We start from the raw sequence: 19,580 nt of genomic DNA on the forward strand, positions 1-19,580 counted from the left end.
AAGCGTTGGCGCCGTGTCGAGAAGCGGAATTATTCAGATATCGGAGCTGTGCGTCAACCCTTTTCTGCATCTTTTTTTCTCGAATCGGTAACACGCAGTTCAAATAGCCGTCCGAATGAAGAAGGGCGGCCATGGGCCGCCCTTCTCTTTTACAGCTGCGTCGCCGGTTTACCGACTTTGTCCGGTGCCGGACCCGCGTCGCGCGGCGGTGGCGGCGGGGTCGAACCCGGCTTCTGCCAGTCGGCCGGCGGACCCGGCTCACGACCATTCATGATGTCGTCGATCTGGCGCGCATCGATGGTCTCGTAGAGCAACAGTGCTTCGGCCATACGGTGCAGCTTGTCGATGTTCGTCGTCAGGAGGTCCTTGCTGCGCGCGTAAGCGCGATCCAGGATCGTCCTGACCACTTCGTCGATCTTGCGCGCGGTCTCGTTGGAGACGCTCTTGTGCTGCGTGACGGAGCGACCGATGAAGACCTCGTCCTCTTCCTCGCCGTACATCACCGGACCGAGTTCGTCCGACAAGCCCCACTTGGTGGCCATGTTGCGGGCCATCTTGGTGGCGCGTTCGATGTCGTTGGAAGCACCGGTGGTGATCTTGTCGTGGCCGAAGATGACCTCTTCCGCGACGCGACCGCCGTACAGAGAGCAGAGCTGCGATTCGATCGCGACCTTGTTCATGCTGTAGCGATCGCCTTCCGGCAGATACATGGTCACACCGAGCGCGCGACCGCGCGGAATGATGGTGACCTTGTAGACAGGATCGTGCTCGGGCACCAGGCGGCCGATGATGGCGTGGCCGGCCTCGTGGTAAGCGGTCAGCTTCTTCTCTTCGTCGTTCATGGCCATCGAGCGGCGCTCGGAGCCCATGAGGATCTTGTCGCGCGCACGATCGAGGTGGCTCATGCGGACTTCGCGGGCATTCTCGCGCGCCGCGAACAGGGCGGCCTCGTTGACCAGGTTGGCCAGGTCCGCGCCGGAGAACCCGGGCGTGCCGCGCGCGATGACCATCGCTTCGACATCGGCCGCTGTCGGCACCTTGCGCATGTGGACCTTGAGGATCTGCTCACGACCCTTCACGTCCGGCAGGCCGACCACCACCTGGCGGTCGAAACGGCCCGGACGCAGCAGCGCGGGATCGAGGACGTCGGGACGGTTCGTGGCGGCGATGACGATGATGCCTTCGGTACCCTCGAAGCCGTCCATCTCGACAAGCAGCTGGTTGAGGGTCTGCTCGCGCTCGTCGTGACCGCCGCCCATGCCGGCGCCGCGATGGCGACCGACGGCGTCGATTTCGTCGATGAAGATGATGCAGGGAGCGTGCTTCTTCGCCTGCTCGAACATGTCGCGCACGCGGCTCGCGCCCACGCCGACGAACATCTCGACGAAGTCCGAACCGGAAATCGAGAAGAACGGCACCTTGGCTTCGCCCGCGATGGCCTTGGCCAGCAACGTCTTACCGGTACCGGGCGGACCCACCATCAGCACGCCGCGGGGGATCTTGCCGCCCAGCTTCTGGAACTTGCCGGGGTCGCGGAGGAACTCGACCAGCTCGCCCACCTCTTCTTTTGCCTCGTCGCAGCCAGCGACGTCGGTGAAGTTGACCTTGACCTGGTCCTCGCCCTGAAGCTTGGCGCGGGAGCGTCCGAAGCTCATGGCACCGCGACCGCCCGAGCCGGCCTGCATCTGTCGCATGAACCAGATCAGGACGGCGACGAAGATGATGATGGGCAGCCAGTTGAAGACCAGCCCCAGAAGGGAGAAGCCGTTATCGGCTGGCTCCTGGCGCAGCTCGACGCCCTTGTCGCGCATCTGCTTGACCAGGTCGCTGGTCGACAGGCCGACCACCGGCACGACGGTGCGGTAGGAACCGCCGTCTTTCAGTTTGCCGGTGATGGTCGGAGGTGCCGTCGACGTAATGGTGCCGCTGGCGACGTTCCCGTTATCGACCTGCTGGGCGAAGGTCGTGTAGGACATGTCCTGTGACGATCCGCCGTGCGGGTTGAAGGTCTGGAACACGGTCAGGAGGACCACCGCGATGATCAGCCAGAGCAACAGATTTTTTGCCATCTCATTCATGCGCGGTTCTCGCCTGGTTGCCGGGTCGCGGACTTCAGTCCGGTCGCCAGTGCATACACCTCCGGCGAACGTGCGCGGGAGGCTTTCGGTTTACGCATCGTCACGCGACTGAAGTCAGCGCGCAAGGTCTTGAGGTACTCGTCGAATCCCACGCCCTGGAACAGCTTCACGAGAAACGACCCGCCCGGCTTCAGCCATTCGAGGCTGAACTCACGGGCGAGATCGCAAAGGTCCATCGCGCGGATCTGATCCGCCAGTGCCACACCGGACATATTGGGGGCCATGTCCGACAGGACAAGATCGACCTTCTGGCCGCCAAGCATGGATTCCAACTCGCGCAGGACCGATTCCTCACGGAAATCGCCCTGCATGAACTCGACCCCGGCCAGGCTGGCCATCGGCAGGATGTCCATGGCGATGACCTTGCCGGTGTCGCCCAGGCGCTGCCGGGCCAGCTGCGACCAGCCGCCCGGGGCGGCGCCCAGATCGACCACGGTCATGCCGGGCTTGATCAGGCGGTCGCGCTCGATCAGTTCTTCGAGCTTGTAGATGGCGCGCGAACGCGCCCCCTCGGCCTGAGCCTTCTTGACGTAAGGATCGTCGAAGTGCTCTTTAAGCCAACGGGAGCTGGTCTTGCTGCGTGCCATGGGCTTTTGCCGGATTCTTAATAAGGAGCGGGCCTTGCATGATACCCTTTGCCGCCTATCCGCCGCACATCGAACCTGAACGCAATGTCGCTTTCCCCTACACAGCGCCGATATCTCCGTAGCCTCGCCCACGACCTGCGGCCGGTCATCCTGCTCGGCAACAAGGGCGCGACCGAAGCCGTCGCCAAGGAGCTCGCCCAGGCCCTGGATATCCACGAGCTCGTGAAAGTGAAGCTTTCCGGCGGCGACAAGGACGAGCGCCAGGCTCAGATCGCCTTCCTGTCGGGCCAGACTGGCGCCGAGAACGTCCAGGAAATCGGCCACATCGTCGTCCTGTTCCGCCGTAACGAACAGGATCCGAAGCTCGCCCTGCCCCGGTAAAGCCCATGGATCTCTCGTTCGAACACCCGGGTGAGTACCTGTTCGTGCGCCGGGTTGGCCCCGGCACGGTCACCGTGGTCGACCGCGACTTCCGTACGAGCCTCCTGCTGACGCCAGAACGGGTGGTCGAGGACTGGGCCGTGAGCGACGCGAGCCAGCTCACCGCCGACGATGTCGAGACCTTCGTCGCCCTCGGCCCCGAACTCGTCCTGCTCGGTACCGGCGAGCGGCAGGTGTTTCCGCCGGCCGCCTTCATGGCGGGACTGCTGAAGAAAGGTATCGGCGTCGAAGCCATGACCAACGGATCGGCCGCCCGAACTTACAGCCTGCTGGCTGGCGAGGGCCGCAAGGTCCTGGCCGCCTTCATCCTTCCCAAGGTCTGAACCCCATGCGACTCCTGGTCCTCGGCGCCGGCGGGACCGGCGGTTACTTCGGGGGCCGGCTCGCACAGGCCGGCGCCGATGTCACTTTTCTCGTCCGCCCCGAGCGCGAGCGCGTACTGGGCGAACAGGGACTGGTGATTCGCAGCCCGCTCGGCGACGCGACGGTGAACGTCGCAACGGTCACCGCCGAAACGGTCGGCAACGCGGGCGCGTTCGATATCGTCCTGCTTTCCTGCAAGGCGTACGACCTGCATTCCGCCATCGAGGCCATCGATCCGGCCGTGGGTCCCCGGACCGCCCTCCTTCCGATCCTGAACGGTCTGGCGCATTACCCGACGCTCGACCGGCGCTTCGGGCCGGACGCCGTCATTGGCGGACTTTGCTTCATCAGCGCGGCGAAGGGTCCGCACGGCGAGGTTCTGCACTTCGGCAACGCCGCCTCGGTCACATTCGGCGAACGTGACGGCCAGGCGCATGACAACCGTTGCGCGGCCCTGGCACAGGCCTTTACCGCGGCCGGGGTCGACCACGCTCACTCGACGGACATCCACCGTGACATGTGGGCGAAGTTCTCCTTCCTGACGACGCTCGCCGGCGCGACCTGTCTGTTCCGCGCAAGCATCGGCGACATCGTCGCCACCAACGACGGCCGCCAGCTGATCGAGCGCATGTACGAGGAGTGCCTGATGGTGGCGCGCGCCTCGGGCCATGCCGTGCCCGACACCGCACGCTCGTTCGCCTGGAAGACGCTCACGCAGGAGGGCTCACCGCTGACGGCCTCGATGCTGCGCGACCTGGAGTCGGGGCAGCAGGTGGAAGCCGATCACATCGTCGGCGACATGCTGACGCGGGCGCGGGATGCGGGTATCGCCGCGCCGATGCTGGAGGTGGCGTTCGCGCACCTCCAGGCGTACGAGGTAAGGCGCCCTACTTAGCCGGCAGATACTGCAACGGATCGACCGGATTGCCATCCCGCCGGATCTGGAACTGCAGTTCGTCGCGCGTCGCACCCGACGAGCCCATCTCGGCCACCGACTGCCCCGCCTTCACCTTCTCGCCTTCCTTCACCAACCGCTTCCGGTTGTGCCCATAGGCGGAGAGGAAGCTGTCGCTGTGTTTGATGATGACGAGCTCGCCGTAACCGACCAGTCCGTTGCCGCTATACACCACGACACCGTCGGCGGCCGCGCGCACCGGATCGCCCGACTTGCCGGCGACCTCGATGCCGGGGATGGCATCGCCCGACGCGAATTTCTTGATCAGCGTACCGTCGGCCGGCCAGCGCCAGTTGATGCCGCCCGCACTGCGCGTCGCGCCGCTGGTGACGATCGGCGTGGCCGCCGGCGGGTTTTCGACCGGCGCCGGAGCGGCAGCGGGAGCGGAAGGCGTCGGCGCCGGAGGCACGAGCGACTCACCAGGCTTACCCGCCACGACCACCGGCGTATTGGTGGTCGTCGCCGGCGCCGGCACGGACGGCGGAGCCGACTCGGCGGCGGTCACATTCTCGAAGGCGGGCCTGGTCGGCTGCACGGGCGGTGGCGGTGAAGCCGGCGCCGGATGCCCGGCAGGCGGCGGCACGGCAACGACCACCGGCGGAGCGGCGTGCGACGGAGCCGGTGCATTCTCATGGCCTGGCGGCGACAGGCGAAGATCCTGCCCCGGCCAGATGGTGTACGGCGAGGCGATACCGTTCCAGCCGGCCAGATCGCGGAAATCGACCTTGTTCCGGAATGCGATGCTGTAAAGCGTATCGCCCTTGACGACGCGGTAGCTCCCACCCGGAGGCGGCGACGGCGACGTGGCGGCGTGCGCCGGACCGTAACCACCCGGTGAGCGGGTCACGACCACGGTACGGGTCGGCGCGCAGGCGGAAAGAGCCACAGCCATGCCCAGCACGACGGCCAGGGCCAGCGGACGGGTCATGAGCATCGCGGATTTCCTTTCTCGGTCACTCATCGCAACAGGAACCACCAGACGGCCAGGAGGACGACCGCCACGATAACAGCCCAACCTATCCACTCGATGTGTTTGCGGAGCATCTTTTCGGCACGCTCGCCGAAGATGCGGATCAGCAGCGCCAGCAGCCAGACGCGCTTGCCGCGACCGATCAGCATGCACAGCAGAAAAGGCAGCAGGGGCACGCCGACGATGCCCGAGGCCCAGGTGACGAACTTCATCGGCACCACGGGCTGCAACGCGGCCATGGCGAGCACGATGTACAGCCCGAACGAGTGCGCCTCCATGTCCTTCTGCAGGTTGCCCACGCCCGTCATGATGGGCGCCAGGAGGTGCATCGACTCGAGCAGCGGCTTCAGCGCTTCGAAGGCGTAGTGGCCGAGCATGTAGCCGACCAGCGAACCCAGCAGCGAAAACAGCAGGCTCCAGTTAGCGAGGCGGAAAGCCTTGCGCGGCTCGGCCAGCATCATCGGCGCGAGCATCACCTCGGGCATCACCGGAAAGATGAAGGCCTCGACGAACGAAAGTCCCGCGAGGTAGCGGACCGCGTGACGATGGCGTGCCCAGACGATGGCGCGCTCGTAGAGCGATGAAAACATCCGCATTCAGCGGTTTCCCTTATGGTGTGAGGGCATCAGCCGATGCCGCCGAGCAGCGGAACGAAACTCACCGCGCCGAGTTCTTCGCGCACGACCTCACCGTCGTCGCCCTTGCGCAGGCGGAGCAGCAGCTGCTGGCTCGGACTACCGACCGGCGCGACCAGTACCCCGCCCGGCTTGAGCTGATCGAGCAGCTTCGCCGGTACGCGATCGCCCGCGGCGGTCAGGATGATGGCGTCGAACGGTGCGTCGGACTCCCAGCCCAGCTTGCCGTCGTCGTGGCGCGAGCGGAGGTTCTCGATACCCAGCTGGCGGAACCGGCGGCGCGCCTGACGCAGCAGCTCTTCGATCCGCTCGACGGTGTAAACGGTCGGCACGATGCCGGCGAGCACGGCGGCCTGGTAACCCGAGCCGGTGCCGATCTCGAGCACGCGTTCGGGGACGCCGTGCTCGATCAGCGCTTCCGTCATGCGCGCGACGATCCACGGCTGCGAAATCGTCTGGCCGTGGCCGATGGGCAGCGCGGTGTTCTCATAGGCGCGCGAGTGCAAGGCCTGATCGATGAAGTGATGACGCGGGAGCTGGCGGATTACTTCCAGGACGCGCTCGTCGCGAATGCCCTCCTCCACCAGCCTGGCGACGAGGCGATCGCGCGCCCGTTGCGAGGTCATGCCTTCGCCGCGCAGCGCGGAAGGAGGAAGGGCGTGCAGGTTCACCATCAGGCCGCCTCCTCGCTGTCCATCACCGAGGAGAGCGACAGCATCCAGCTGCTCACTTTCTCCAGTGCCTGAAAGCGCGTCAGGTCGGTGTGGATCGGCGTCACCGAAACGAAGCCCCGGCGCACGGCGTCGAAATCGGTGCCCGGACCGGCATCGTCGATTTCTCCCGGCGGACCGATCCACCACAGGGTGCGACCACGCGGATCCTCGCTGCGGATCGCCGGAGCGGCGCGATGGCGACGGCCGAGGCGGGTCACTTCGAAACCCCGGATGGCTTCCCAGGGGAGATCGGGGACGTTGACGTTGAGAATGGTGTCGGCAGGCAGCGGATCGACGATCAGGCGCTGCATCAGCATGAGCACGGCGCTCGCGGCCGAATCGAAATGCCGGCCGGTGCCCTCGCCCGTCACCAGGGAGACCGCGATGGCGGGCAAGCCAAGGAAGCGCCCCTCCATCGCCGCGGAGACGGTACCGGAGTAGATGACGTCGTCGCCCAGATTGGCGACGTTGTTGATGCCCGAGACGACGATGTCGGTCTCATGATCGAGCAGACCCGAGAGCGCCAGATGCACGCAATCGGTCGGCGTGCCGGCGACACGGTAAAAGCCATTTTCGAGACGCTGCGCACGGATCGGCGCATCGAGGGTGAGCGAATTGCTCGCCCCGGAGCGATCGCGGTCGGGCGCGACGACCGTCACCGCGCCGAACTCGCCCAGACGCCCGGCGAGGACCCGGATGCCCGGAGCCTCCACGCCGTCGTCGTTGCTAACCAGAACTTGCATGCTGATCCAGATCGAAAAACGGGTACGGCGGCCACAGCTGAAACGAGAGCCGCCCGACCGCCCAAGTCTACCGGACCGGGCAGCGGGATTCACGAAAGGCCGCTAGGATGTGAGGCATGAAGCGACGCTCGCCCACGGTCAATGAGGACGACAGCCAGCTGTTTCGCGAGGCGATCGGCGACGTTCGGCCCATGGCGCCCGTCGAGCCCGTGCCGGAGCGCCCCCGGCCGGCGCCGCACCCGCACATGCGCGACGCGGACGAAGCCGCGGTGCCCGCGGATTCGATGCTGTTCGATTACGACCCGGCGGACCTGGAGGTGGGTGAGGAACTCTCCTACCTTCGCGACGGCTATCCGCCGAAACTGCTGAAGCAACTGAAGCGCGGGCAATTCAGCATCCAGGCGGAGGTGGACCTGCACCAGATGAACGCCGCCGCCGCGCAGCTGACCATTGCCGAGTTTCTGGCCGAGTGCCGGCATGACGGAATCCGCTGTGTGCGGATCATTCATGGGAAGGGACTGCGGTCGAAGGCGGCGGGGCCGGTGCTCAAAGGGCTGACCGACCGGCTGCTGCGGCGACGGGACGATGTGGTGGCGTTCGCTTCGGCGAGGCCGGCACAGGGTGGGACCGGCGCGGTGGTGGTGTTGTTGAAGGGGTGACCCGGGTTACGAGGTCACCGCCACTTCCCGAAGCACGGTGGTCGCATACGCCCCGGCCGGCAGCCCGAACGACACTTCCAGCGCGCCGTCGTCCAGCCAGCGCCACGCCAGGTCGCGCGGCATCAGACGCAGCGCCCGGCGCTCCTGGTCCATGCGCGCACCCGCAAGTCCCCTGACGAGGACGTCATCCCGCGCGGCGACCGAACGCTCCAGCTCACCGACCGCCTCGGTGGTCGGCGGCTCACCATCGCCCCACAACGGTCCGGACGGATGGATGTCGAAACGGCCCAACCGCTCGGCCAGCGTCTCGTTGAACGGCTCCGGCCCGAACCACGAGCGCGAGCCATCGAGGGACCAGATCTCGCCGTCCATCGGCGTGTCCCACTGCCCGTTGCGGACACGCTCGGCGAGCACGCCGTTATAGATGTGCGAGCGTGCGGCGGAAAGCAGGATCGACCGTTTGTCGCGATCCACGCGGCGACCGCCGAACATCGCCTTCGCCTGCTCGACGTTGTTGCCACCCAGGCCGAAACGCTGCTCACCGAAGTAATTGGGCACGCCACGCGCGGCGATCTCCGTCAGACGCGCATCGGCGGCCGCGCGATCGCCCTCGATCTCGCGCAGCACCAGGACGAAGCGGTTTCCACGCAGGGCACCGCGCTTGATCTTGCGCGAGTGACGCGCGGCCGAGACGATCGTCACGTCCTCGTGCGGAAACGCCGACCAGTCCGGATCGGCCTTGCCCGGCAGATGTGCCGTGAACACCTGGCGCGTCACGGCGTGACGGTCCTTCATGCCCGCATAGCCGACGTTCATCGCCTGGATACCGGCGAACTTCGCCAGCTCGCGGGCCACCCACTCGGTGTTCTGACCGCGTTTCTCGACGACGAGAAACGCATGCTCGCCCGCACCGTCGGCTTCGTAACCGAGGATTTCCTCGACGAAGAAATCCTCGGGCGCGGAGCGCAGGCGACCGCGCAACGGCGGTTCGCCGTAGGCGTAGGGAAGTTCGTTATGGTCTGTCATGTTCGGGCCTTCAGAGCAGGAAAATCGTCGCCAGCCCCAGGAAAATGAAAAAGCCGCCGCTGTCGGTCACCGCCGTGATCAGCACGCTGGAGCCCAGCGCCGGATCGCGGCCGAGCTTGGTCATGAGCATCGGAATACCGACTCCCATGAACGCGGCGAGAAGAAGATTGAGTGTCATGGCCGAGGTCATCACCAGACCGAGCGACACGCTGCCGTAGAGCAGCCATGCGACCACGCCGATGCAACCGCCCCAGACGACACCATTGATCAGCGAGACGCCGAGCTCCTTGCGCCACAGACGCTTGGCCTGAGACGGACCCACCTGCTCCAGCGCCATGGCGCGGACGATCATGGTGATGGTCTGGTTGCCGGAATTGCCGCCGATGCCCGCGACGATCGGCATCAGTGCCGCGAGCGCGACGAGCTTTTCGATCGAGTGTTCGAACAGGCCGATCACCCGGGAGGCGATGAAGGCCGTGATCAGGTTGATCGCCAGCCACGCCCAGCGATTGCGCACGGACTTCCATACCGAGGCGAAGATGTCTTCTTCTTCGCGCAGACCGCCACGCGACAGGGCTTCGGTCTCGCTTTCCTCGCGGATGAAGTCGAGCATCGCGTCAACGGCGATACGGCCGATCAGGCGCTGCTGGTGATCGATCACGGGCGCCGTGACGAGGTCGTAGCGCTCGAACGCCTGGGCGACGTCGTAAGCGTCGTCTTCCGGACGGAACGTATTGACGTCGGGCGCCATGATCTCGTGAACCATCTTGTCCGGCGAGTTCACCAGCAGCCAGTGCAAGGGCAGCACGCCGGTGAGCACGTTCTCCGAATTGACGACGAACAGCTTGTCCGTCTGCGCGGGCAGTTCTTCGAACCGACGCAGGTAGCGCAGCACCACCTCGAGGCTGATGTCCTCGCGGATGGTGACCATGTCGAAGTCCATCAACGCGCCGACCTGGTCGTCCTCGAAGGACATGGCAGCCTGCACGCGTTCGCGCTCCTGCGCGTCGAGGCTGGCCATGAGCTCGGGCAGCACGTCGGTCGGCAGGTCGTCGACGAGGTCGGCGAGCTCGTCCGCGTCGAGCGGCTCGACGGCGGCGAGAATCTCGCTGTCGTCCATGTCCGCGATCAGCGCTTCGCGCACCGAGTCGGAGACTTCCAGCAGGATCTCGCCATCCCGGTCCGAACGCACGCGCTGCCAGACCGCGAGGCGATCTTCCAGCGGCAGCGATTCGAGCACGTCGGCGAGATCCGCCGGATGCAGTTCATCCAGGCGTGACTGGAGCTCCGCATCGGTCGCGCCGAGCGCGGTCTCGTCGTCGTTGGGTGCCGCACCCGCGTACTCGAGCAGGCCTTCCCGGCGCCGCAGCAACTCGGTGATCGCCTCGAGCCTGTCGTGCAGGCGCGGCGTCGAGGTGCGCGGTTCGGCCTCGCTCATGCGCGCAGCACCAGCACGGTGGCCAGCGCCGCGATGCCTTCGCGACGACCGGTGAAACCGAGGGTTTCCGTCGTCGTCGCCTTGATGCTGATGCGGTCGATGTCGACACCGAGATCCTCGGCAATGATCGCCCGCATGGCCTGCGCGTGCGGACCGACCTTCGGCGCCTCGCAGATCACGGTCATGTCGGCGTTCCCGAGCTCGTAGCCGCGCTCGGCGAGAAGATCGCGTACGGCGCGGACGAACGAACGGCTGTCCGCGCCCCGCCACTTCTCGTCGGACGGCGGAAAATGCTTACCGATATCGCCGAGCGCCAGCGCACCGAGCAAGGCATCGCAGAGCGCATGCAGCACGACATCGCCATCGGAATGCGCAAGCACGCCCTGGCTATGCGGCACGCGCACGCCACCGAGCATCACATGGTCGCCGTCGCCAAACGCGTGGACGTCGAAGCCCTGGCCAATACGCATCACCGAGTTCTCCCTGACAGGAATTCCGCCAGGGCGAAGTCGGCCGGCGTCGTTACCTTGATATTGTCTTCCGAACCTTCGACCAACAGCGGCGAAACACCGGTCCGCTCCATCGCCATCGCCTCATCGCTGACGACGATACCCGCGTCGGCGGCAAGGCGAAGTGCACGCGCCAGCGCGCCGCGCCGGAACATCTGCGGGGTGAACGCACGCCAGCGGCCGTCGCGCGGTTCGGTCGCCACGCTGCGATCCTGTCCATCCGCCCGTTTCAGCGTGTCACGCAGGGGGGCGGCAAGCAGGCCACCCTCACCCGTCGAGGCGAGCTCGATCAGGCGGGAGATGTCGGTGGCGCGCACGCACGGCCGGGCCGCGTCATGCACGAGCACGAAGTCACCCTCACCGACCGACGGCGGCAAGGCCAGCAGGCCCGCGAGGACGGAATCGCTGCGTTCGCCGCCACCCGTGGCCACGATCAGCGGCTTGCCGCCCACCGTGTCCACGGAAGAAAAGTGCCCATCGCCGGCTGCGATGACCACCACGAAGCCAGCGATGCGCGGATGCGCAGCGAGGCGTTCGAGGGTGCGGTCGAGCATCGGTCTGCCGGCGATAGGCTGGTATTGCTTGGGTCGATCACCGCCGGCCCGGACGCCCTTACCGGCGGCGGGAATCACACACCACAGCGCGTCCATTACTGGCCGCCAGGCGCGACGGGCGGCGGAGCCGGCGGCGCGCTGGTCGCGGCCCCCGGCTCGACGACCTGGTAGAACGTTTCGCCCGGCTTGACCAGACCCAGTTCCTGACGCGCACGCGCCTCGGTGGCCTGCTCGCCGTGCTTGAGGTCTTCCACGTCCGCCGCCAGCGCCTGGTTGCGCTTCTGCAAGGCGGCATTGTCTTCGGTCTGTTTGGCGACCGACGCGCGCAGTGAATCGACCTCGGCCATCCCCCCACCGCCGACCCACAGCTTCAGCTGCAGCGCGATGAGGATGATGACGAGGATCAGGCCGATCCACCGCAGGATTGCCGCATTGCTCAAGTGACGACTCAGCCCGGCAGCTTGGACAGGCTCGGGAACGCATGGCGACCCGCGTACTTCGCCGATGCGCCGAGGGCTTCCTCGATACGCAGCAGCTGGTTGTACTTGGCCACGCGATCCGTGCGGCACAGCGAACCGGTCTTGATCTGCGTCGCCGTGGTGGCCACGGCGATGTCGGAGATCGTGGTGTCTTCGGTTTCACCCGAACGGTGCGAGACGATGGCCGCATACTTCGCGCGGTCGGCCATGGCGATGGCTTCGAGCGTCTCGGACAGCGTACCGATCTGGTTGACCTTGATCAGGATGGCGTTGGCGATCTTCTTGTCGATGCCTTCCTGGAAGATCTTCGGGTTGGTCACGAACAGGTCGTCACCGACCAGCTGGATGCCCTCTCCGATCGCGCGCGTCAGGTGTGCCCAGCCTTCCCAGTCGCCTTCACCCATGCCGTCTTCGATGGTGACGATCGGGTACTGCTTCGACCACGAGGCCAGCGTGTCGACCCACTGCTCCGGCGTGAACACCTTGCCTTCGCCTTCGAGGTCGTATTTGCCGTTCTTGAAGAACTCCGAGCTGGCGACGTCGAGGCCGAGGAGGATCTCGCTGCCGACCTTGAAGCCGGTCTTGTTGACGGCTTCCAGGATCGTGTCGAGCGCTTCGACGTTGGACTTGAGGTTCGGCGCGAAGCCACCCTCGTCGCCCACCGACGTGTTCAGGCCGCGACCCTTCAGCACCGACTTCAGCGCGTGGAAGATCTCGGCGCCGTAACGCAGGGCTTCGGCGAAGCTGGGCGCGCCGACCGGCAGAACCATGAACTCCTGCACGTCGACGTTGTTGTCGGCGTGGGCGCCACCGTTGATGATGTTCATCATCGGCACCGGCAGCGTGCCGCCGCCGTCGACCATCAGGTACTGCCACAGGGCCTGCTTCTTCGAGGCGGCAGCGGCGTGAGCGGCGGCCATGGAAACGCCGAGCAGCGCGTTGGCGCCCAGCTTGCCCTTGTTGTCGGTACCGTCGAGTGCGATCAGCTTGTCGTCGAGACCTTTCTGGTCGAGCGCGTCGTAGCCAGCCAGCGCCCTGGCGATGTCGCCATTGACGTTGGCGACGGCCTTCGTGACGCCTTTGCCGCCGTAACGGGAGGTGTCGCCGTCACGCAGTTCCACGGCTTCGCGGGTGCCGGTGGAGGCGCCGCTGGGCACGGCCGCGCGGCCGAACGAACCGTCGGCCAGGGTGACTTCGGCTTCGAGGGTCGGGTTGCCGCGGGAGTCGAGGATTTCGCGGGCGTGAATTTTGGTGATCGAAGTGCTCATGCTGTTCCCGTTACGAGTTGGAATGACGCAGGACAGTACCGAGCAGCATGAGGCCGCCGGTACCGATCAGGATGAAAACGTTGAGTCCGAGCCCGATCGCGCCGAACGTGCGGCGGCGGTCCTGGCGGCGCAAGGCGATGAAGCCGAGCACGACGCCGACGAGGGCGAGGACGAGAAAGGCGATGAGGATGAAGCCGATGGTGCCGAACACCGCGAGGTGCTCTTCCGGGTTACCGGCCATCATCAGGGAGGCGGCGAGCGAGATGCCGAAAGCGATGGCAAGACCGGAGACGATGGCTAGGACGAACGAGGCGATGCCGTGACCCGACTGCGGCAGACGTGCCGCACGCTGGCGACCTTCACCGGCGGTAGGGATCCCGTTGTCCTCAGTCATCCAGCCTGTCTCCCCGGACCCTTTGCGGCCCCAGCGTTGGCATCGCCGGCGCACCTCGCGCCGGCATCCCGTCAATCATACCGTTTCAGGGAAACGATCAGGCGTGGCTCGATGCCGCCGGCGCCTCGGAACGGACGGCGAGCTTTTCACCCTCACGGACAGCCTTGTACTCGCGGGCGGCGCGGACGAATCCGATGAACAGCGGATGGCCTTCGCGCGGCGTCGAGGTGAATTCCGGGTGCGCCTGGCAGCCCAGGAACCACGGATGCACATGGCGCGGAAGCTCGACGATTTCGACCAGGAGATCGTCCATCGACTTGCCCGAGATCACCAGGCCGAGGTCTTCGAACGACTGGCGGTAGCGGTTGTTGAACTCGTAACGGTGACGATGGCGCTCGCGCACCACGTCTTCGCCATAGAGTTCGCGGGCCAGCGTTCCGGCCTTGAGGCGGCACTCCTGCGCGCCCAGGCGCATGGTGCCGCCCAGGTCGGAGCGCTCGCTGCGCTGCTCGATTTCGCCGGTGGCGGTGGTCCACTCGGTAATCAGCCCGATGACCGGATCCGGCGTGTTGCGGTCGTTCTCGCTGGAGTCGGCCTGGGTGAGGCCCGCCGTATTACGGGCGAACTCGACCACCGCCGCATGCATGCCGTAGCAGATGCCGAAGTACGGCACACCGGCTTCGCGGGCGAACTGCGCGGCCAGGATCTTGCCCTCGAACCCGCGCTTGCCGAAGCCGCCGGGCACGAGGATGGCGTCCGAGTCGCCCAGCACGGTGCGCGCGCCACGCGCTTCCACGTCTTCGGAATCGACCCAGTGCAGGTTGACCCGCGTGGACTGGTTGATGCCGCCGTGACGCAGCGCTTCGGCCAGGGACTTGTAGGCGTCCTTGTGCTCGACGTACTTGCCGACGATGGCGATGTTGATCTCGTCGCGCGGGTGCTCGACGGCTTCGACCGTGCGCACCCAGCTGGAGAGGTCCGCCGGGCCGGCGTCGAGGCCGAGCCGCTTGATGACCAGTTCGTCCAGACCCTGCTCGTGCAGCCACATCGGCAGCTTGTAGATGACGTCGACGTCGATCGTGCTGATGACGGCGTTCTTCGGCACGTTGGTGAACAGGGCGATCTTGTGGCGCTCGGCGTCCGGCAGCGGCTCCTCGCAGCGGCACAGCAGCACGTCGGCCTGGATACCGATGGAGCGAAGCTCCTTCACCGAGTGCTGGGTCGGCTTGGTTTTGATCTCGCCCGCGGCCTTGATATACGGCACCAGCGTGAGATGCACGAACATGCACTTCTCGGCGCCGTGCTCGATACGCAGCTGGCGGATGGCCTCGAGGAACGGCAGGGATTCGATATCGCCCACGGTGCCGCCGACTTCCACGAGCGCCACGTCGTAACCGCGCGTCGCTTCGTGGATGGAGTGCTTGATCTCGTCGGTGATGTGCGGGATGACCTGCACGGTGGCGCCGAGGTAGTCGCCGCGGCGCTCCTTGCGGATCACCGACTCGTAGATCTTGCCGGCGGTGATCGAATTTTTGCCGGTGAGGCGCGTGCGGACGAAGCGCTCGTAATGGCCCAGGTCGAGGTCGGTCTCGGCACCGTCGTCGGTGACGTAGACCTCGCCGTGCTGGAAGGGACTCATGGTGCCCGGATCCACGTTGATGTACGGATCGAGCTTCATCATGGTGACGGAGAGACCCCGCGCCTCGAGAATGGACGCGAGCGACGCCGCTGCGATGCCCTTCCCGAGGGAAGACACCACACCGCCGGTGACGAAAATCAGGGGAGTCATGCGAGCAGCCAGTGCTGGAAATCGGTATTTTACCCGAGTGCATCCCTACTCGCGAGGGGCATGATGAACGTGCCGGACGGGCGCCTTCGTTTTACCATGGTGAAATGACCGCTACCTCCATCCCCGCCCGTCTCCAGGCCCTTCGCGCCGCCATGGCCCGCGAAGGCATCGCCGCCGTCGTCGTTCCCACGGCCGATCCCCACCTTTCCGAGTACCTGCCGCCCCGCTGGCAGGGCCGCGAGTGGTTTTCCGGCTTCACCGGCTCGTCCGGCACGCTGATCGTGACGGCGACCGGCGGCGGGCTGTGGACCGATTCCCGCTACTTCTCGCAGGCGGAAACCGAGCTCGCGGGCAGTGGCCTGCCCCTGATGAAACTGAACGTCGCGCACACGGCGGAGCACGTCAGCTGGCTGGTCGGCCAGGTCGGTGAAGGCGATACCGTCGCCGTCGCCGGCGACAGCGTGTCGCTCTCGGGTGCCGAAAGCCTGGGCAAACGGCTGGCCGCCGCCGGCGCCTCGCTGCGCACCGACCTCGACCTTCCCGCCGCCGCCTGGCCGGATCGTCCGGGCAGGCCCGATGCACCGGTGTTCGCCCATCTGGCTCCGTTTGCCGCGGTCGATCGCGCGGACAAGCTGCGCCATGTGCGCACGGCGATGCGCCGCGCGGGCGCCACGCACCACTTCCTGTCCAGCCTGGACGACATCGCCTGGCTGACCAACCTCCGCGGTGCGGACGTCGACTACAACCCGGTGTTCCTGGCGCATCTGCTGATCGCGGAGGATCGGGCCACCCTGTTCGTCGATGCGGCCAAGGTGCCGGGCGAGGTCAAAGCGGCGCTCGCCGCGGATGGCATTTCAATCGCCGATTACGCCACGGCCGCCTCCGCGCTGGCCGCCCTGCCCGACGAGGCCGTGCTGCTGATCGATCCGGCCCGTGTCGTCGTCTCCGTTCTGGAGGGTCTGCCCCCGACGGTGAAGCAGGTTCATGCCGCCGCGCCGTCCACGGCGCAGAAAGCGCGCAAGACACCCGAGGAACTCGACCACATCCGCGACGTCATGCGTCGCGACGGTGCCGCGCTGGCCCGTGCCTTCCGCCGTATCGAGACCGGTCTCGCCGCCGGTGAGCCGCTGACTGAACTCGATGTCGACACGATCGTCCGCGACGCACGCAGCGCCCAGACCGGCTTCGTCGGCGAGAGCTTCTCGACCATCGCCGGGTATCAGGCCAACGGCGCCCTGCCCCATTACCGGGCCACCGAAGACCAGTTCAGCCCGCTGGCCGCCAAAGGCCTCCTGCTGATCGATTCCGGCGGCCAGTACCTGGGCGGCACGACCGACATCACCCGCGTCATTGCGCTGGGACCCGTGACCGACGAGCAGCGTCGCGACTCGACCCTCGTGCTAAAGGGGATGATCGGCCTGTCCCGCGCCCGTTTCCCCAAAGGCGCCAGCGGCCCGCAGCTGGACGCACTCGCCCGTGCGCCGCTGTGGGCAGCCGGCATGGACTTCGGGCACGGCACCGGCCACGGCGTCGGGTATTTCCTGAATGTGCACGAGGGCCCGCACGGTATCCGCCCACCGGTGACCGGTGGCGCGCTGGTACCGCTGGAGACCGGGATGATCACCTCGATCGAGCCGGGCCTTTACAAGCCCGGCCGTTACGGTATCCGCCACGAAAACCTGGCGGTGGTGACGCAGGCGGACAGCACCGAGTTCGGCGAATTCTTCGCCTTCGAGACGCTGACACTCTGTCCGTTCGATCGTCGGGGGCTGGAACCGCGCCTGCTGGAGCCCTCGGAGCGCGCCTGGCTCGACGACTATCACGCCACCGTACGCGCGGCGCTGTCACCGTTGCTGGACGGGGCGGATCGCGAATGGCTGGAGTGGCATTGCGCGCCGTTGTGAGTCATCGCCCACAGCGTGTGCTTTCGCAAGGCCGATCTCATGCTCTGATACACGGCGGTCCCACGCTTGACCATTCCGGGGCACTCACCCCATCCTGCCCGGCTACGAACGGCCTCGATACCTAATGAATACTCGCTACAACGCCTCAGACATCGAAGTCCTCAGCGGTCTCGATCCCGTCAAGCGCCGTCCCGGCATGTACACCGACACCTCGCGGCCGAATCATCTGGCCCAGGAAGTCATCGACAACTCGGTCGACGAAGCCCTCGCCGGCCATGCGAAAACCATCGATGTCACCGTCTTCGAGGACGGCTCGGTCGAAGTCACCGACGACGGCCGCGGTATGCCCGTGGACATCCACCCGGAAGAGAAGGTGCCGGGTATCGAACTGATCCTTACCCGCCTCCATGCGGGCGGCAAGTTCTCGAACAAGAATTACGCGTTCTCGGGCGGCCTGCATGGCGTGGGCGTGTCGGTGGTCAATGCGCTGTCGACGCGCGTGGACGTCACGATCCGCCGCGAGGGTCAGGAATACCGCATGAGCTTCGCCGACGGCGACCGTGCGAGCGACCTCGAAGTCATCGGCACGGTGCCCAAGAAGAAGACCGGCACGACGCTGCGCTTCTGGCCCGACCCGAAGTACTTCGACACGCCGAAGATCCTCGTTTCCAAGCTCAAGCACCTGCTGCGCGCCAAGGCGGTGCTGTGCGCCGGCCTTACCGTGCGCCTGACGGACGAAAGCTCCGGCGAAACCACCGAGTGGTACTTCGAGGATGGCCTGTCCGATTACCTGCGCGCCGAACTGCAGGGCGCCGAAGCGCTGCCGTCGGAGCTGTTCGTCAAGCATTTCTCACGCGAGACCGATGCACTCGACGTCGCCCTGGCCTGGCTGCCGGAAGGCGACCTCGTGCAGGAAAGCTACGTCAACCTGATTCCGACCGCGCAGGGCGGCACGCACGTCAACGGTCTGCGTTCGGGCCTGACCAACGCCATCCGCGAGTTCTGCGACCTGCGCAACCTGCTGCCGCGTGGCGTCAAGCTGGCACCGGAAGACGTCTGGGAGCGGCTGGCCTTCGTGCTCAGCGTCAAGCTGCAGGACGCCCAGTTCGCCGGCCAGACCAAGGAGCGCCTGTCCTCGCGTGCCGCCGCCGGCATCGTCGAAGGTGTAGTGCACGACGCTTTCAGTCTCTGGCTGAACCAGCATGTGGACCTCGGCGAGAAGATCGCCCAGCTCGCCATCGAACGCGCCAGCGCGCGCCTCAAGGCGGCCAAGCAGGTCGTCCGCAAGAAGATCACCGCAGGTCCCGCCCTGCCCGGCAAGCTGGCCGACTGCGCCTCCACCGACCTCACCCGCACCGAGATCTTCCTGGTCGAGGGTGACTCGGCGGGTGGCTCGGCCAAGCAGGCGCGCGACAAGGACTTCCAGGCGATCATGCCGTTGCGCGGCAAGATCCTGAACACCTGGGAAGTCGAGTCGACCGCCGTGCTCGCCTCGCAGGAAGTGCACGACCTGGCGGTCGCCATCGGTTGCGATCCCGGCAAGGACGACCTGTCCGGCCTGCGCTACGGCAAGGTGGTGATCCTGGCCGACGCGGATTCCGACGGCCTGCACATCGCCACCCTGCTCGCCGCCCTGTTCCTGCGTCACTTTCCAACCCTGGTCAGCCAGGGCCACGTCTTCGTCGCCATGCCGCCGCTGTTCCGTGTCGACGTGGGCAAGCAGGTGTTCTATTGCCTGGACGAGGAAGAGAAGCGTCTGATGCTGGAGAAGGTCGAGCGCGAGAAGATGAAGGGTGCCGTCAGCGTGACGCGCTTCAAGGGCCTGGGCGAGATGAACCCGGCGCAGCTGCGCGAGTCGACCGTGCATCCCGATACGCGTCGTCTGGTGCAGCTGACCATCGAAGCGGAAGACGGGACGGCGAAGCTGATGGATATGCTGCTGGCCAAGAAGCGTGCGAGCGATCGCAAGCAGTGGCTGGAAGAAAAGGGTGATATGGCGACGCTCGAGGTTTGAG

Annotated in this window: 20 protein-coding genes; 6 read left to right on the forward strand and 14 right to left on the reverse strand. The window is 66.2% G+C overall.

Annotated elements, in window-relative coordinates:
• Window positions 1–149: 149 nt before the first annotated feature.
• Complete coding sequence (gene ftsH, locus FA87_RS11980; RefSeq protein WP_197056479.1) at window positions 150–2,078, reverse strand: ATP-dependent zinc metalloprotease FtsH; 1,929 nt, start codon at window positions 2,076–2,078, stop codon at window positions 150–152.
• Window positions 2,075–2,725 carry a 23S rRNA (uridine(2552)-2'-O)-methyltransferase RlmE gene (gene rlmE, locus FA87_RS11985; RefSeq protein WP_036112043.1) on the reverse strand — a complete coding sequence of 217 codons (651 nt, stop codon included), beginning with the start codon at window positions 2,723–2,725 and terminating at the stop codon, window positions 2,075–2,077. Before rlmE ends, ftsH begins: the two co-directional genes overlap by 4 nt.
• A gap of 84 nt (window positions 2,726–2,809) precedes the next feature.
• Here rlmE and FA87_RS11990 point away from each other — a divergent pair, with 84 nt between their 5' ends.
• From FA87_RS11990 to panE, 3 genes are read left to right on the forward strand one after another with little or no spacing between them, the layout of a single operon-like run.
• Window positions 2,810–3,106, forward strand: a complete 297-nt coding sequence (locus FA87_RS11990) for a YhbY family RNA-binding protein (RefSeq protein ID WP_036112039.1) — start codon at window positions 2,810–2,812, stop codon at window positions 3,104–3,106.
• A gap of 5 nt (window positions 3,107–3,111) precedes the next feature.
• A complete protein-coding gene (locus tag FA87_RS11995; RefSeq protein WP_043694775.1) occupies window positions 3,112–3,489 on the forward strand; it encodes an Mth938-like domain-containing protein in 378 nt (125 codons plus the stop codon).
• Window positions 3,490–3,494: 5 nt separating this feature from the next.
• Entirely contained in the window at window positions 3,495–4,424 is a 930-nt protein-coding gene (gene panE / locus FA87_RS12000; RefSeq protein WP_043694778.1) for a 2-dehydropantoate 2-reductase, read from the forward strand.
• On the opposite strand, the gene FA87_RS12005 is transcribed toward panE, so the two are convergent.
• Genes FA87_RS12005 through surE form a run of 4 tightly spaced genes read right to left on the reverse strand, consistent with a single transcriptional unit; the run spans window position 4,417 to window position 7,545 of the window.
• On the reverse strand, window positions 4,417–5,412 hold the full coding sequence (locus FA87_RS12005) for a peptidoglycan DD-metalloendopeptidase family protein (RefSeq protein WP_043698053.1): 996 nt from the start codon (window positions 5,410–5,412) through the stop codon (window positions 4,417–4,419). The genes panE and FA87_RS12005 overlap by 8 nt on opposite strands.
• A gap of 29 nt (window positions 5,413–5,441) precedes the next feature.
• Window positions 5,442–6,050 carry a DedA family protein gene (locus tag FA87_RS12010; protein WP_036112032.1) on the reverse strand — a complete coding sequence of 203 codons (609 nt, stop codon included), beginning with the start codon at window positions 6,048–6,050 and terminating at the stop codon, window positions 5,442–5,444.
• 29 nt (window positions 6,051–6,079) lie between these two features.
• On the reverse strand, window positions 6,080–6,763 hold the full coding sequence (locus FA87_RS12015; protein ID WP_036112029.1) for a protein-L-isoaspartate(D-aspartate) O-methyltransferase: 684 nt from the start codon (window positions 6,761–6,763) through the stop codon (window positions 6,080–6,082).
• The gene (surE, locus tag FA87_RS12020) at window positions 6,763–7,545 is read right to left on the reverse strand and encodes a 5'/3'-nucleotidase SurE (protein WP_043694781.1); all 783 of its coding nucleotides are present in this window, start codon (window positions 7,543–7,545) and stop codon (window positions 6,763–6,765) included. Before surE ends, FA87_RS12015 begins: the two co-directional genes overlap by 1 nt.
• Before the next feature lie 116 nt (window positions 7,546–7,661).
• Here surE and FA87_RS12025 point away from each other — a divergent pair, with 116 nt between their 5' ends.
• A complete protein-coding gene (locus tag FA87_RS12025; protein ID WP_036112024.1) occupies window positions 7,662–8,204 on the forward strand; it encodes a Smr/MutS family protein in 543 nt (180 codons plus the stop codon).
• 6 nt (window positions 8,205–8,210) lie between these two features.
• Here the strand turns inward: FA87_RS12025 and truD are convergent, their stop codons facing one another.
• The 8 genes from truD to FA87_RS12065 all read right to left on the reverse strand — a co-directional run bounded on the left by truD (window position 8,211) and on the right by FA87_RS12065 (window position 15,661).
• A complete protein-coding gene (gene truD, locus FA87_RS12030; protein WP_043694784.1) occupies window positions 8,211–9,230 on the reverse strand; it encodes a tRNA pseudouridine(13) synthase TruD in 1,020 nt (339 codons plus the stop codon).
• Window positions 9,231–9,240: 10 nt separating this feature from the next.
• Window positions 9,241–10,668 carry a magnesium transporter gene (gene mgtE, locus FA87_RS12035; RefSeq protein ID WP_043694787.1) on the reverse strand — a complete coding sequence of 476 codons (1,428 nt, stop codon included), beginning with the start codon at window positions 10,666–10,668 and terminating at the stop codon, window positions 9,241–9,243.
• Complete coding sequence (ispF, locus tag FA87_RS12040) at window positions 10,665–11,138, reverse strand: 2-C-methyl-D-erythritol 2,4-cyclodiphosphate synthase (RefSeq protein ID WP_036112013.1); 474 nt, start codon at window positions 11,136–11,138, stop codon at window positions 10,665–10,667. The genes mgtE and ispF overlap by 4 nt, the downstream gene beginning before the upstream one ends.
• Window positions 11,138–11,827: a 2-C-methyl-D-erythritol 4-phosphate cytidylyltransferase gene (gene ispD, locus FA87_RS12045; protein WP_043694790.1), complete on the reverse strand. Its 690-nt coding sequence runs from the start codon at window positions 11,825–11,827 to the stop codon at window positions 11,138–11,140. The genes ispF and ispD overlap by 1 nt, the downstream gene beginning before the upstream one ends.
• Entirely contained in the window at window positions 11,827–12,156 is a 330-nt protein-coding gene (ftsB, locus tag FA87_RS12050) for a cell division protein FtsB (RefSeq protein WP_036117324.1), read from the reverse strand. Before ftsB ends, ispD begins: the two co-directional genes overlap by 1 nt.
• 23 nt (window positions 12,157–12,179) lie before the next feature.
• Entirely contained in the window at window positions 12,180–13,478 is a 1,299-nt protein-coding gene (eno, locus tag FA87_RS12055; protein WP_043694793.1) for a phosphopyruvate hydratase, read from the reverse strand.
• 10 nt (window positions 13,479–13,488) lie between these two features.
• A complete protein-coding gene (locus FA87_RS12060; RefSeq protein WP_036111998.1) occupies window positions 13,489–13,872 on the reverse strand; it encodes a hypothetical protein in 384 nt (127 codons plus the stop codon).
• A 97-nt stretch (window positions 13,873–13,969) separates the two neighbouring features.
• Window positions 13,970–15,661 (reverse strand): CTP synthase, encoded by a 1,692-nt coding sequence (locus FA87_RS12065; protein ID WP_036111996.1) that lies wholly within the window; start codon window positions 15,659–15,661, stop codon window positions 13,970–13,972.
• A gap of 104 nt (window positions 15,662–15,765) precedes the next feature.
• Between FA87_RS12065 and FA87_RS12070 the strand changes: the two genes are divergently transcribed.
• The gene (locus tag FA87_RS12070) at window positions 15,766–17,565 is read left to right on the forward strand and encodes an aminopeptidase P family protein (protein ID WP_043694796.1); all 1,800 of its coding nucleotides are present in this window, start codon (window positions 15,766–15,768) and stop codon (window positions 17,563–17,565) included.
• A 124-nt stretch (window positions 17,566–17,689) separates the two neighbouring features.
• Entirely contained in the window at window positions 17,690–19,579 is a 1,890-nt protein-coding gene (gene parE / locus FA87_RS12075) for a DNA topoisomerase IV subunit B (protein ID WP_036111990.1), read from the forward strand.
• Window position 19,580: the final 1 nt, after the last annotated feature.

The organism is Luteibacter sp. 9133 (genome assembly GCF_000800155.1).
Taxonomy (GTDB): Bacteria; Pseudomonadota; Gammaproteobacteria; order Xanthomonadales; family Rhodanobacteraceae; genus Luteibacter; species Luteibacter mycovicinus.